Here is a 14,933-nt window from a genome sequence, read left to right on the forward strand (position 1 = left end):
TCGTCCAAACCGCGACTAAAGCACTGTACCCGATAGCAACATGAGGTGTTTGGTCGCAGCGCAGCAGAAATGCCGCACTGCGGGATAAGGCACGTGGCGCAGGAAGTCAAAATCCTGATAAAATTTCGAAGGATTTTCGCGCCCAACCTTTTTGTACGGCTAATATATCCGCGAAGGCCGATCATGCCAGCCTTTTTGCAGGCCAATTTCGCGGCACGGGCCGCGATTTTTCATCCACATCTAATTTTCGAGCAGCAAGATGAACTATTTACATCGATCAGACTTGATAAGCGCAGGAGTTTGATCAAGATCGCTCATGAGGCGCTTTGCCACACGGGGTGCCTCAATGAGGGAGGCATTTTTAATGGCGAGTACTACACACTACGGACCGTCGTCCACATCGATGGAACAGGATGCACGGCGAATTCACGCCGATAAGCCGGTGTCACCTGGCAGCATCGCGATCGGCGTCGTCATCGGGCGCATGTCGGAATTCTTCGATTTCTTCGTCTATGGCCTTGCATCGGTGCTGGTCTTCCCTCAGCTTATCTTTCCTTTCGCGCCGGATCGGCTGACGGCGACGCTCTATTCCTTTGCGATCTTTTCGCTGGCATTTCTGGCACGTCCGGTGGGATCTGTCGTGTTCATGACCATCGACCGCATCTACGGCCGCGGCGCCAAGCTGACGATCGCATTGTTTCTACTCGGTGGTTCGACTGCGTCGATCGCATTCCTGCCCGGTTATAACGAGATCGGCGTCTGGTCGATCGCGTTGCTGGCGCTGTTCCGGCTCGGCCAGGGCTTTGCGCTCGGCGGAGCATGGGATGGCCTCGCCTCGCTGCTGGCGCTCAACGCGCCTCCAAATCACCGTGGCTGGTATGCGATGATCCCGCAGCTCGGCGCGCCCATCGGCTTTGCCCTGGCAAGCGCCCTGTTTGGATACTTCATCGCCAACCTTTCCAGCGAAGACTTCTTGAGCTGGGGTTGGCGATATCCGTTCTTCGTCGCCTTTGCCATCAACGTCGTTGCGTTGTTTGCACGGTTACGTCTCGTGATGACGCCGGATTTCGGCGCTGCCCTGGAGCAGCATGAGCTGGAAGCCGCACCGATCCGAGACGTGCTGCGGGTGCATGGACGCGATATCCTGCTCGGCGCCTTCGTACCGCTCGCAAGCTTTGCGATGTTCCACCTCGTGACGATCTTCCCACTTGGCTGGGTCTATCTTTACGGAACCCACACGATCGGCGCGTTCATGGTGGTGCAGATGGTCGGCGCCGTGGTCGGTCTCGTCGCGATCGTCGTCTCTGGAATGATCGCCGATCGCATCGGGCGGCGCGCCCAGCTGGCGATCTGCGCGGTCCTCATCGCGATCTTCAGCTTCGTCGGTCCGATGCTGATGGCCGCCGGCTCCAAGGGACAGGAGGCTTTCGTCATCATCGGCTTCGGTGTCCTCGGCCTGTCCTTTGGCCAGGCGACCGGCTCGATCTCATCGCGGTTCGGCAGAGGCTACCGATACACCGGCGCGGCCTTCACCTCCGACCTGGCCTGGCTCGTCGGTGCGGGCTTTGCACCCTTGGTCGCACTGACACTGTCCAGCCGCTTCGGTTTGGCTTTCGTTGGCTACTACCTGCTGTCGGGCGCCATCTGCACGCTCGCTGCTCTGGCCTTCAGCAGGGCGCTCGAGCAGCGCGACTAATCTCGCAAAACGACAAAAGGCCCGCCTCACGATCGTGAGGCGGGCCTTTTGCTTTCCAGAGAAGGTGAAATCGTTACATCGCCGCCGCCTGCGGCTGTTTTGCGGCGCGGGCGGCCGTGAGCTCCGCCGTCGTATGGTTAAGGCGGTCGGCCAGCACGCGCATGATCTCGACGGCCATTTCAGGGAAATCACTGAGCAATTTCAGGAAGTGTTCCTTGCTGATGCGCAGAACTTCCAACGGCGACGTGGCACGAACAGTCGCGGTACGGGAGACATCGCACAGAATGGCGATTTCGCCGACGATTGAGTTGGGCTCCACATCGGCGACCTTGATATCGCCGGCCGAGGAGTGGACAAGAATGTCGGCGGTACCAGATAAGACGACATAGGCGGCATCGCCCGGATCCCCCTGATGGAAGAGGTCCTGACCGATATTGTATGTCATTCGATCGGAAGTGAAGGCCAACAGCTTGAGTTTCGCCGGTGCAATCCTCGAGAAGATCGGCACCCGCCGCAGCATTTCGACTTCGTCTCTCAGCAGCATAAACCTACTACCCCCTGCCGCACTGTTCGGTGCGCGGCGCTAGACCGTGGCACCTCTCAAGGGACGCCATCTTATTGTCCTCCCATAGAGTATTACGATAACAGTTCCTTGAACATACCGTTTTGCTCGGAAAGCTCCGGAAAGTTGCCGGCTTCGGCCAGGGCGCCCCTGTCGAAGAGCAGGATTCGATCAAAGATTTCGGCCAGTTTCGCGTTAGACAGCACCCAGATGATGGCGGGCTTTTCGCCTTCCCTGTGCAACCCTTCCACAACGTTGTGCGTGATCTGATCCTGCACTCGCTGGTCGAGGGCTGATAACGGCCTGTTGAACACGAAATAGTCCGAGCGCTTGAGGAGCGCACGAGCAAGATTCAGCTTCTGCCGCTGCACCATGGTCAGGCGCTTGCCGCCAGAGCCGACGTCGAACTCGAGCCCGATCGACAAGACGTCATCGAAGAGTTCGAGCGAGTCGAACAGTTCGCCCATGATGGCCCGAATGCGGTCGGACGCGTCGGCCTGTTGATAGGCAATGCGCCCGAACAGGACATTGTCCATCAAGCTTGCCGATGAGATGAAATGCTCAGGATCGTATCGCTCGATCACGGCGGCGAGATCATCCGGTATGTTCTCATGGAACTGTTTGCGGGCACTGACGATCTTGTCCATCAGCTCGCCCGTCAAGAGACCAAAACGATGCCTGGGCTCTATATAGGCAAAGCTCAACCGAATAATCGCGGAGCGTTCCTCGGGGGCCGCGTCGTCGAAGCGTCGGCTTTGCAGCTTTTGCAACAGTGCCTGATAGGTCGGAATGTCATCCGCCGTCATGAAGGTCAGCTGCTGGAAGAACGGGTGATCTGGCGGCAGATCGTGGAAGAGTTCGACCGCGTTCTCCGCGATCTCCAAGCCCATGGCGTAAAGATCGTTGCTGAGGCCAGTTTCCCTAAAGAGCGTCTGAAAATACGGATGCGCCGCCAGACGACGATTGTTCATCATCGGTCGCTTCATCGCCCCGAAGAGCAGGTTTTCACCAACGGTGGCCTGAGGATTGTAGGCATCGAAATCGAACGGCACGACGATGTTGCCAAGTTCAATCTCCTGCATGCGCTGGCGCAGCGCCGTTCGCAGATCGACGATGTGGTCGGCGAGCACGACATGCACGTTCGTGTTGACCGTTGATCGCAGTGCCAGGTCGAGGATGTCCTGTGAAATCAGGACCGCATCAAGCACCGGGCGGATCGCCGTCAGGATATCCTCCGGGCCAGTCGCGCCGGCAGCCTGATAGTCCACCCAGTCGCTGTTGATATCCATCGTCGGGTTACCGGCCTTGACGGCCTCCTCAGCATACCACTTGGCCTCTTGAGCCTCCTTGCCGTCATACTTCGGCTCTCGCAGGGGTGCGTGTTTCAAGCCGTAAAGGAGATTGTCCCGCAGCGTTCCGTGGAAAAAGTAGCTGTCGGCAGAGGCATAGGAGATGCGCCGGCCAGTAATGGATTCAGGCAGATCAAGAAGGTCCTTGCCGTCGATGGTGACACGGCCGGAATCCGGCCACACCAAGCGCCCGAGTGCCTCCGCGAAGGCCTCGGCGCCGCTGGAATTTGGGCCCACCACGGCGACTGTTTCGTTCGGCTTGATCTCGACCGAAACGTGATCGACCAGCCGCGCGCCGCTGTCGTCGCTGACGGTCAGGTTGGTAATCACCAGCGGAGCCGTCAGCGCACCGATCGCTTCTGGCGAAATGTCCTGGATCTTGCCGTCGATCAGTGGCTCGACATTGAACTGCTCGTAAACCTGCTGGTACTTGACCTGCACGTCCTGGCGCATCTGATCCCAGTCGATCAGTTCCTTGAGCGGCCCGGGCAGATCCTTATAGGCACTGATGACGGCGACGAGCTGGCCGATATCCAGTCGGCCCTGGAGCGCGAGATAGCCGCCGATTGCGTAAAACAGAAACGGTGTAACCTGGGCAAGGAAGTTGTTCAGGAATTTAACCAAAAACTTCCACTGATAGAGATCGTATCGGATCGAGAAGATCAACCCGAGCCGCGTGGCAATGTCGGCACGCTCGAAATTCGATGTGTCGTTGCCGTGGATCGTGCCTATGCCATCGACGATTTCGCCGACACGACCGGACAGCTCGCGGGCCGTCAGCTGGCGTTGGCGACCAAGCTCGAGCAGGCGCTTTCTCATGCGCGGGATCACGACCGCCTGTACGCCGACAATAGCCGCGGCAATCATCCCGAGCCAGAAATTCTGAACGATGATGAAAGCGAGCGCCGTCAGCGCCTGACCGCCGAGCAGGGCAGGCGAAACGAAGGCATCACCGGTGAAGCCACCCATCGGTTCGACTTCATCCTTGATCATCGTGGCGATCTCAGCTGACTTGATGCGCTTGAAATGCGACGGTGGGAACCGCAGGACACGGTCGATCAGCTCGAAGCGGATGCGTCGCAGCATCCGCTCGCCAAGCCGTCCCTTGTAGGTATTGATGTAGAATTTGAAGAGGCCGTTGAGGACCACGAGCGCCAGAAAAACGAGGCTCAGCCCCATCAGCATCTGCAGTCGGTCAAGCTGGACACCCTTGAACAACTCGACTTCGCCGATCACGGGTAACGTGAAGACGAGGCGCATGAAGGTTTGCGTTGCGCCCTGGCCTTCAAAGCCCGAACCCTGAATCGGTCCGTTGACGATCTGCTTCGGCAGGTCGAAGGACAGAAAGTAGGGGATCATCGAGACTGCAACGACTGTTAGGATCCAGAGCTGCTGCAGCCGCGTGTTCGACCAAATGTAACGCGCGAGGCTTTTTTCCATTGCTAACCGTCAGTTGCCTGGGAAATCTGGGGGCAGTGAACCTGCGGCAAGACAAAGAGGAATGCCGAAAACAGGACCATGCAACCGGACCGCCGGATCTCATAATGAAAACAAGGCGAATCGGCTTGCCGTTGTCATGCCGATTCTCGCCGGGATGTTGTTTATATCACATGACTTTCGCAAAGTGCGAGGGTTTCAGCCAGTCAATGAACGAATGATTGCGGCTGTTTTCTGCGCCCCCCCCAGATCCAGCGGCACCAAGGCTGCACGCGGCGTCGCAAGGGCCATGGCGACGGCGTCGGCAACGATCTCCGGCGTCAGGCCGGCCTCCGGCAGGATGTCTGCAAGCCCAAGCGCCTTCAGCCGCTCGGCGCGAACCGTCTGCTCCGTCTCTCCCCCGGCAACGAATGGGATGAGGATCGCCCTGCAGTCCGTCTGCAACAGATCGCCAACGGTATTGTAACCCGCCTGCGAGATGGAAACACGTGCGCCGCGCAGCAGCGAGGGAAAGTCCTTCCGGAAACGAGCGAGCGTAACATTCGCAGGCCTTGCGTTCACCAGGCCGGCGAAATCATCCTCCGGAAGGTTCGGCCCGCTGATAAGCAGCCACCGCAGGTTCGCCGGCAGCATGGCAGCGGCTGCATTGGCGGCGCCAAGCAGATCGAGGCCGACGGCTCCGCCGCCTGCGGACGCTATAACATCGAAGGTCTCCTCCGGCGCAGCCGGGCGCGCAGCTGCCACCATGCCGGTATAGTGAATTTTGGATGCGATCTCGGACGTCAGAGGAAAGGTATCTTCCAAACGAGCGAAATTGGGATCCCCGTGGACGAGGACACCATCAAAATGGTTCCGGATCAGTTCGACTGTCTCTTCGTCGCGCCCCGGCTTGCGGTTTTCCTGCAGGATATCGCGCACCGAGCTGAACAGTTTCGGCCTTGGATGCGCTTCCTTGATAGCATTAAGGAGCGGAAGCAGCTCGAAACGCATCTGCCGGCGACCAAAGGGAAACGCTTCGATGATCACGACATCGGGCGCGCAATCGCGAAAGGCGGAAAGCAGCAGATCGCGACGCCGGCTTAGGAACGCCTCGTCCGCGGCAACGCCATTGCCGTCGGCAAGCCCTGAGAAACCTGCATTGCTCGCCACGACTGGCGGCAGCGCCACCGTCCTGATGCCTTCTCCGGGGAAACCGGGGACCGGTAGACCGCCGGTAACGACGGTGACGTCGAATCCGTCGCGAACGAGCGCACTGGCAATGCGGCTTGCCCGGGCGATATGGCCGATGCCAAGCAAATGCTGAACGTAGAAAAAGACGCGGGGCATGTTCATGAGGCTTTCTGCCATTCCTCTTCAAACAGCCGGCCAAGTTGATCGATACTTGCCTCGTGATCGAAATGCTCGCGCACCCGCCGTTCCGCGGCATCGCCGAGCCGCAGCCGCAAGGCAGGGTCCCGGATCATTTTCTCAAGGGCCCCCGCGAACGCCACAGGATCCTGCGGTGGAACCACCATTCCGTTCTCACCGTCGACAAGGAGTTCGGGCACGCCTGAAACCGAGGTCGAGACGCAAGGCAGGCGCTGGCTGGATGCCTCCACCAGCACATTCGGCAGGCCATCGCGATCGCCATTGGACGCAACCCGGCAGGCAAGCGCGAAAACATCGGCCCGGCGATAGTGGTCGAGCACGTCGTCCTGAGCGAGCGCGCCCTTCCAGCTGATCCGGTCCGTCAGGTTGAGTTCGGCAGCAAGAGCCTTCAGCTTCGGCAATTTGTCGCCGCCGCCGATATGCTCGAACCGCCAATTCAGGTCGCGGGGCAAAAGCGCAAGTGCTCTCAAAAGCGTTTCGTAGCCCTTCTTCTCCACTGCCCGCCCGACGCTGAGAATAGGCACAGGGTCGGCCGGATCGCTGCCGTCACGGTGAGATCGCTCACCGCCGAAATGGGCGAAGCGCGCAAGGTCGAGGCCATGGTAGCTCAAATGCACCGCTTCCTTGCGAGGCGTCAGCGTACGCATGTGTTCATAGCCGTTTCGTGTGCAGGTCACCGTCCAGCGTGCACTGCCGAGTTTTTCGTGCAGGTCCCAATCAGGCGATGTCCAGATATCCTTGGCATGGGCAGAGCAAGTCCACGGCACGCCTGTCAGGATGCTCGCATACTCCGTTACCGAGGCCGGCGTGTGGATGAAATGCGCGTGCAACCATTCACCGTTGTCAGGCCACTCGCGGCCGAGCACCAGCGCTTGCCCCAAGCGTCTAAAGCGATTGCGGGAGACGTCACGCTGCAGGTCTTTCAGGAAGCGCTTCCATAGCGCCTTGATCCCCGGCTTGCGAAAGCTCGCAAGAAAGCCTTTGAGGACACGGATCGGCTCCTCGTGTAGATACTCCGGCAGATAGATGACGCGTGCCCTGATCTCGTCGTGCACCGGATGCCGCTTCTTATCGGTGGGGCGGCGCATCGAAATCAAGGTCAGGTCAAAGCCGGCCTTCTCCAGGCCGAGCAGTTCCTGGGCGATGAAGGTTTCCGAAAGGCGCGGGTAGCCTTTCAGCACGACGAGAATCTTACGGCGGTGCAACAAAGTCTTGGCCTTCACTCGGCTCCGACGACGGACAGATGACGGCTACGGCCGTCCAGCCAATGACCGACGGTTTGCGAGATATGGTCCAGCCCTTTCAGTTGCAAGGTACAGCCACTCTTGGACGGCGGCAGGCGCTCCGGCAGTCGCTTCAGGGCTTCAGACATGACCGTTGGATTTGCGGACTGATCCGGCAGCAACATGTCGATCAGGCCGAGCTCGCTCGCCCGCTGGGCGCGTAAAAGCTGTTCTTCCCGTGGCTTCACCCGAGGGACAATGAGGGCAGGCTTGTCGAACGACAGAATTTCGCAATAGGTGTTGTAGCCACCCATGGCCACGACCCCCGTGGCGCCCACCATCAACTCTTCCATGTGGTTGTCGAACTCGATTACCTCGATGTAAGGGATGCGGGACCCCTTGGCGACCAGCTTCGAGCGCTCGGCTGCAGGCATGTACGGGCCGAGGACCACGAGTGCCTTTTGTTGCAAGGTCGGATCATGCTCATAGGCGTTCATGACGTCGTGCACGAGATCAGACCCATCGCCGCCACCGCCGGTCGTGACCAAGATGTAGTTGTCAGAGCGCGCGTTGATCGAGGTCTTGCTCGTGGAGACGCTGCGTTGCAGGAAGCCGACGAAATCCATTTTCCTGCGCACGCTTGCGGGAACATCGAGGCCGACCAGCGGATCGTAGAAATCCGGCGGACCATAGACCCAGACGGAATCGTAATACTGGTCGATCTTCTGCATGATGCCGTTGCGCTTCCATTCGGCATCAAGCAGGTGCGGTGCATCCATGATCTCGCGCAAGCCAAGCACCAAAACAGTGCCGCGCGCCTTCAGATAGGCCAGTGTCTCCTCGACCTCGCCTTTCAGCCCCATTGGCTCCTTGTCGACGATGAAAATGTCGGGCTGGAAGGTTTCGGCGGTGTGGCGAATACTCGAGCCTCGCATTTTCAGCGTTTCATGCAAATCGATATGACCCGCCATCGACGTGTATTCGCCGTTGCGCAGCTTGATCACGCTCGGAATCTTCACGAAGTCGACGCGTGCGCGGTAATCGAATGCGCCGGCAATCGTGGCTCCGGAGATGATGAGAATGTTAAGCCCGCGATAGTCCTCGACCAGTGCATGGGCGATCGCGCGGCAACGGCGCAAATGACCAAGCCCGAACGTGTCGTGGCTATACATGAGGATGCGGGCATCTTCCAGGCGCCGTGCCATGGGCACTCCTTCTGCGCTGTACATCATACTAGCACCGCCGGTTTCCGCTGGCCGTCAGACAACAGAGCAGCGCTCCGCCGGGCTGGCCGCTATTTGTAGGGATCTGCCGCATCGCGCAAGCCGTCTCCCAGAAAGTTGAACGCCAAAATTACCAGAACGACCGGTATAATCGGAAAAAGCAACCATGGATAGAATGCGATGACGCTTACGCTCTTTGCCTCTGTCAGCAGAATGCCCCAGCTGGTGATCGGCGGCCGCAGACCAAGTCCGAGGAAGCTCAGTGCCGTCTCGCCGAGGATCATGCCGGGGATCGAGATTGTGGCCGAGGCGATCAAGTGGGACATGAAGCCCGGCACGAGATGTCGGCCGATGACGCGCGGCGTACTGGCGCCCATCAACTGGGCGGCCTGGACATAATCCTCTTCACGCAACGCCAGGAGTTTCGAGCGCACGGCTCGCGCCAATCCAGTCCAATCAATGATCCCGAGAATGACCGTGATCCCGAAGTAAATGACGATCGGACTCCATGTCACCGGCATGATCGCCGCCAGCGCCATCCAGAGCGGCAGGCTCGGCAGCGACTGCAGAACTTCAATGAGGCGTTGGACGATCAAATCGAAGATACCGCCCCAATAGCCGGCCAGTCCCCCGATGACGATACCGAGGCAGAAGCTGATGGTGATACCGATCAAGCCGATCGTCAGCGAAATGCGCGCCCCATAGAGAATGCGCGAAAGCACGTCGCGGCCGAGACGGTCCGTGCCAAGCAGGAACATTTGCCCGCCGACTGCCGGGCAGACCAAATGAAGATCAGAACTTACCAGTCCCCAGAACTTGTAGGTGTCCCCGCGGCAGAAGAAACGGATCGGCTGCACATCGTTTGGCTTGTCAGTGTAGATTCGATGGAGCGTGTCGAGATCAAGCGACATGCTGCGTCCATAGACAAAGGGGCCGATGAACTTGCCGTTGTCGAAGAAGTGGACCCGCTGTGGCGGTGAATGGATGAAGTCGACATTCTTGGTATGCAGCCCATAGGGCGCAATGAATTCGACGATAATGATCATGAAATAAAGGGCGAGCAGGAAGACGCCGGAGGCAAGGGCCAGCCGGTGCTGCTTGAACTTCCACCACATCAATTGCTTCTGCGAGGCAAGGTGGATGCGTGATTGCGCAGCCGTCATCCCTTCGGTCGCCATCGGATCGAAGGGTGCCGTCGAAACATAATGCGGCATCGGCGCGCCGGGCGGTGGCAAGGGCGACATTTATTTGGTGCTCCTGCCTTGGAGGCGGATACGCGGATCGAGGAAGCCAAGCGCAATATCGGAAACGAGTACTCCGACCACGTTGAGGAAGGCAAGGAACATCAGAAATGAGCCTGCGAGATACATGTCCTGGCTCTGCAGAGCCTTGATGAGCATTGGGCCCGTTGTCTCGAGTGAAAGCACGATCGCAACAATCTCGGCGCCCGAGATGATCGAAGGCAGGATCGAACCGATATCGGCGACGAAAAAGTTGAGAGCCATGCGCAGCGGATATTTCACGAGCGCGCGCAGCGGGTGAAGCCCCTTGGCGCGCGCGGTCACCACGTACTGCTTCTGCATCTCGTCGAGCAGGTTGGCTCGAAGCCGCCGGATCATCCCGGCCGTTCCCGCCGTACCGACGATAACGACTGGAATCCACAGATGCGAGAGAATGGACCTGGCCTTTTCCCAGCTCATCGGCTCGTTGAGGAACTTCTGGTCCATCAAATGCCCGATCGACACCCCGAACCAGATATTGGCAAAGTACATCAGGATCAAGGCCAGCATGAAGTTCGGGATGGCAATGCCGAGCAACCCCAGAAAGGTCAGCCCATAATCGCCCCAGCTGTATTGATGGGTGGCCGAATAGATGCCGATCGGAAAGGCGATCAACCACGTCAGCAGGATCGTGGAAAAGGAAACGAGGATCGTCAGCCAGAGGCGATCGCCGACGACTTCGGAGACTGGCAGCTGATATTCGAACGAATAGCCGAAGTCTCCGTGCAGCATGCCGCCGACCCAAAAGAAGTAGCGGACGATCTCAGGCTTGTCGAAACCGTATTGCTTCCGCAGCTCTTCGATTTCCTGAAGATTGGCACTCTCGCCCTGAGCCCGCAGCTCTGCGATCTGGCTCTCGAAGAAATCGCCAGGTGGGAGTTCGATGATGGTGAAGACCAGCGCCGAGATGATGAACAGCGTCGGCACCATCGCTGCAATGCGCCAAAGGATGTATTTCAGCATCCCTCAAGCCTCCTTGAACCAGAAGGCATCCGGCATATAAAGGCCGAGATAGGACGTTGGATCGAAACCATAAAGGGCCCGCTCTGGCACGTTCTGCAATTTGGCAGATCTGAGGATCGGCTGCAGCGTGCTGTTGATGAGGCCGATTGAGAAGACCTGTTGGGTGTAAAGCGCCAGCATCTGATGCCAGATCACTTCACGCTCCTCAAATCTCGCCGTATCACCCCATTGTTTGAGAAGATCGACCAGCTGCTGCACTTCCTTGAGGTCGGGCGCGCTGCCTTCCTGTCCGGCAGACAGGTGATACATCCCCCAAAGCGGCCATTGCAGTTGATCGTCAACCGTTGGCGCAAGCTGCCCCGGAGACATATCGGCGGTTGCGACGCCGTTCTCGATGCCGTACCAGATCGACATCATGATCGTGCCGCTCATGGCGCGGCTGCGGAAAACGTCGCGTTGCGAGGTACGCGTGTAGAGCGCAAGACCGACCTCAAGCCAATGATCACGCACCAGTTCCAAAACGTCGGTGTCGAGGTTGCTTTCGCCAGCGGTTTCCACTGTGATTTCGGCACGGCGACCGTCCGGCAGCAAGCGAATGCCGTCGGCGCCACGGTTCGTCAGTCCGAGCTCGTCAAGGAGCTTGTTGGCCTGATCCGGATCATGGGCAATGAAGGCCTCCGCATACTCGGGCCTGAAGAGGGGACTATCGGGTAGAACGGTATCAGCGCTTGCCTTGCCGAGACCGTAGAAGGCAACCATGTTGATCTCATGCCGATTAATCGCCATCGACAGCGCGCGCCGAAACCGGGCCTCGCGGAAGAGGTTGCGCCAGACCTCATCGGCGCAGTTGAGGTTCGGCAGCAGCGCAACACGCGATCCGCGCACCTGCTTCCACAAATTGACCTTCACCGGAAACCGCTTCTCTGCATCCTTCAGGAAGGTGTAGTCGCTGAAGTCAACGCCAGTTGCCTGCAAGTCGGATTCACCGGCGCCCGCCTTGGCAGCAATGATCGAGGACGAGCTGACGTTGAGGATAAACTTGTCGATATAGGGGAGTTGCACCCCGTTCTCGTCGACCCGATGGAAAAACGGGTTGCGCACAAATACGAATTGTTCGGCCGGCAGCGGCGTGGTGTTGCGCCATGGATCGAGCGTCGGCAAGTCCGGATTTTCAGGGCGCGAGGCGCGCGACATCTTGATGTGCAAGTCCGCCCACTTCTTGACGCGGTTTTCCTTCATCAGCGCCGAAAGACGGAAATCATCCTGATACTTCTTGTGGAACTGTTTGAGGTAGTGTCCGGGTCCGAAAATCACCAGCGGTAGCGGGCCGGCGAGCGCCGGCATGAACATCGGATTGGGCCGCTCCCAAGTGTAGCGAACCCTCAATTCGTCGAGGACTTCGAATTTCGGAAGATTGCCATGCGGCCTCAGCTCGAGCGCTCCGCCACCTGGCGTCAGCTGCTTGTTGAGGATCACGTCTTCCCACCAGTAACGGAAATCGTCGACCGTGAAGGGTGCGCCGTCAGACCAGCGGTGTCCCTCGCGCAAATGGAACGTGAAGACAGTGTCATCCTTGGATTCGAAACCAAGCAGAATATCCGGCTGGAACATCAGGTGCTTGTCATAACCGACCAGGCGCGAATAGCCGTAGACGGTCATATAGCGGATGTCCTTCTGGCTCCCGATGATCGTGCGCACCGTGCCGCCATAGACGCCCGGCTGCCGACCCGCCTCCTTCATGTTGACGATCCGCGGATGGGTCGGCAGCCGATCCACCATCACAGGAATACGTCCTGCGCGCAGCCAATCCCTGAGGAACTCCGGCTCGATGTCACGATCCGCCGCCGCCTCGACGACCGAAGGCAGCATTGCCGAACCGATAAGGCCACCTAGAAACGTGCGCCGCGTTACCATGAGCGAAGCTCCTTTGCGTCCGCACCCTTGCGGGCCCGCACGAAATGGCCGTTGCCGAGATCTGCGTAATCCAGTTCGGAAGCGTCATCATGCTCCGCCGTAAAGGTGATACCCCAATTCTGCTTGTCTGCGGCGCCGTTCTTTCTGAGCGCTTCGAAATCGAGCGGCCGGTTCAGGTCGGGGAAGGGAACGGCTGCCAACAGCGACTTCGTATAGGGATGCACGGGATCACGCAGAATGATCTCGCGTGGCGCGATCTCGACGATGCGCCCCTTGCACATGACGGCGATGCGGTCGGCCATGTAGTCGACGACCGCCAGATTGTGCGAAATGAACAGATAGGTGAGCCCAAGATCCTTCTGCAGGTCCTTGAGCAGGTTGAGAATCTGGGCCTGAACGGACACGTCGAGCGCCGATACCGGCTCATCCAGAATGATAAGCTTCGGCCCAAGTGCCAACGCACGGGCGATGCCGATACGCTGACGTTGGCCGCCGGAAAAGCTGTGCGGGTAGCGGTTCAGGTAGCGCCGGTCGAGGCCGATGGCGCCCATCAGCGCCTCAACGCGCTGTTTGCGCTCCGGCCCATCCCCGCGGTCGTGGATCTCCAATGGCTCGCTGAGAATATTACGCACGGTCATGCGTGGCGACAGCGAGGAAACCGGATCCTGGAAGACCATTTGTATCTTGGTGCGCAATTCCTGCAGATCGTCACCTGAGACGGACAAGACGTCGATGACATCCTTGCCGTCGTTGAAGATCACGGAGCCGCCGTCGGGGGTTACGGCGCGCATCAATATCTTGCTGACGGTCGTCTTGCCGCATCCGGATTCGCCGACGAGTCCAAGACACTCACCCCGTCGGATGTCAAAACTGACATCGTCGACGGCGTGAACCAGCGCCGCCTCGCGTGTTCCAAAGAACCCACGGTTGCGGGTCTTGAACGTTTTCGAGAGGTTGTTGACGGAAAGCAGGACCTCCGGCCCCTCAGCCTTCACCTTCTTCTTGCCGATCAGGGATTCGAGGTTCACGGGCACGTCGCGCAGCGCCTTGAGGCGCTCGCCGGGCTTCATGTCGAAGTGCGGTATGGCCGCCATCAGGCCCTTGAGATATGGATGCTGAGGGTTGCGGAAAATCGAATCGACCGGCCCCGCCTCCATGATCTCGCCGTGATAAATCACCACGACCTCGTCGGCCATGTTGGCGACAACGCCGAGATCGTGCGTGATCAGCAGCATCGCCATTCCGAGCTTGTGCTGGAGGTCGCGCAATAGCTCCAGGATCTGCGCCTGGATTGTCACGTCGAGCGCAGTTGTCGGCTCGTCGGCGATCAACAGCGCCGGATTGCAGATCAGCGCCATTGCGATCATCGCGCGCTGGCGCATGCCGCCAGAGAGTTCGAACGGGTACATATCGAACGTGCGCTTCGGATTGGCAAAGCCAACGAGACCCAGCATCTCCTCGGTCTTCTCGCGCGCTTCCTGCTTATCGGCGTCAGTGTGGATGAGGAGCGCTTCGCTGATCTGATTGCCGACCGTGTGGATCGGTGACAGCGAGGTCATCGGTTCCTGAAAAATTGTCGCCATGCGACGCCCACGCAGGTCACGCATCTGCTCGCTGTCACGCGAGTAGCGTAAAATGTCCGTCGTCTTGCCGTCCAGGGGGTCGGTAAAAAGGATACGTCCCTCGGCCGTCGCCGGATTCGGGAGGATGCCCATTATGCTCTGGCTAATCACGGATTTACCTGAGCCGGATTCTCCGACGAGCGCAGTGACCTTGCCCGGCAAGATACGGATATTCGCGTTCTTTACGACGCGCAGGCGATCGCCGAAAACCGAGAAAGAAACGTCGAGGTTCTCGATGCGCAACAGATCCGAGGCGGACGCCATACCAATGAAATTCCCCAGTTTTCTATGTTCCC

The 14,933-nt window shown here is 59.0% G+C and carries 10 protein-coding genes; 1 reads left to right on the plus strand and 9 read right to left on the minus strand.

Annotated elements, in window-relative coordinates; all coding sequences use genetic code 11:
* Nucleotides 1-364: 364 nt before the first annotated feature.
* A complete protein-coding gene (locus tag FHT71_RS00195) occupies nt 365-1,696 on the plus strand; it encodes an MFS transporter (protein ID WP_132588237.1) in 1,332 nt (443 codons plus the stop codon).
* A gap of 73 nt (nt 1,697-1,769) precedes the next feature.
* On the opposite strand, the gene FHT71_RS00200 is transcribed toward FHT71_RS00195, so the two are convergent.
* From FHT71_RS00200 to FHT71_RS00240, 9 genes are all read right to left on the minus strand, one after another.
* A complete protein-coding gene (locus FHT71_RS00200; protein ID WP_132588236.1) occupies nt 1,770-2,240 on the minus strand; it encodes a cyclic nucleotide-binding domain-containing protein in 471 nt (156 codons plus the stop codon).
* 92 nt (nt 2,241-2,332) lie between these two features.
* Nucleotides 2,333-5,047 carry an ABC transporter ATP-binding protein gene (locus tag FHT71_RS00205; protein ID WP_132588235.1) on the minus strand — a complete coding sequence of 905 codons (2,715 nt, stop codon included), beginning with the start codon at nt 5,045-5,047 and terminating at the stop codon, nt 2,333-2,335.
* 195 nt (nt 5,048-5,242) lie between these two features.
* Entirely contained in the window at nt 5,243-6,376 is a 1,134-nt protein-coding gene (locus tag FHT71_RS00210; protein ID WP_183718617.1) for a glycosyltransferase, read from the minus strand.
* On the minus strand, nt 6,373-7,620 hold the full coding sequence (locus FHT71_RS00215) for a glycosyltransferase (RefSeq protein ID WP_132588287.1): 1,248 nt from the start codon (nt 7,618-7,620) through the stop codon (nt 6,373-6,375). The genes FHT71_RS00210 and FHT71_RS00215 overlap by 4 nt, the downstream gene beginning before the upstream one ends.
* Nucleotides 7,621-7,631: 11 nt before the next feature.
* Nucleotides 7,632-8,840 carry a glycosyltransferase family protein gene (locus FHT71_RS00220; RefSeq protein ID WP_132588233.1) on the minus strand — a complete coding sequence of 403 codons (1,209 nt, stop codon included), beginning with the start codon at nt 8,838-8,840 and terminating at the stop codon, nt 7,632-7,634.
* Nucleotides 8,841-8,929: 89 nt separating this feature from the next.
* Entirely contained in the window at nt 8,930-10,102 is a 1,173-nt protein-coding gene (locus FHT71_RS00225) for an ABC transporter permease (protein WP_007794952.1), read from the minus strand.
* Nucleotides 10,103-11,101, minus strand: a complete 999-nt coding sequence (locus tag FHT71_RS00230; RefSeq protein WP_132588232.1) for an ABC transporter permease — start codon at nt 11,099-11,101, stop codon at nt 10,103-10,105.
* Between the two features lie 3 nt (nt 11,102-11,104).
* A complete protein-coding gene (locus FHT71_RS00235; RefSeq protein WP_183718619.1) occupies nt 11,105-13,015 on the minus strand; it encodes an ABC transporter substrate-binding protein in 1,911 nt (636 codons plus the stop codon).
* Nucleotides 13,009-14,901 carry an ABC transporter ATP-binding protein gene (locus FHT71_RS00240; RefSeq protein ID WP_132588230.1) on the minus strand — a complete coding sequence of 631 codons (1,893 nt, stop codon included), beginning with the start codon at nt 14,899-14,901 and terminating at the stop codon, nt 13,009-13,011. Before FHT71_RS00240 ends, FHT71_RS00235 begins: the two co-directional genes overlap by 7 nt.
* Between the last annotated feature and the right edge of the window lie 32 nt (nt 14,902-14,933).

It is taken from the genome of Rhizobium sp. BK060, assembly GCF_014193145.1.
Taxonomy (GTDB): Bacteria; Pseudomonadota; Alphaproteobacteria; order Rhizobiales; family Rhizobiaceae; genus Rhizobium.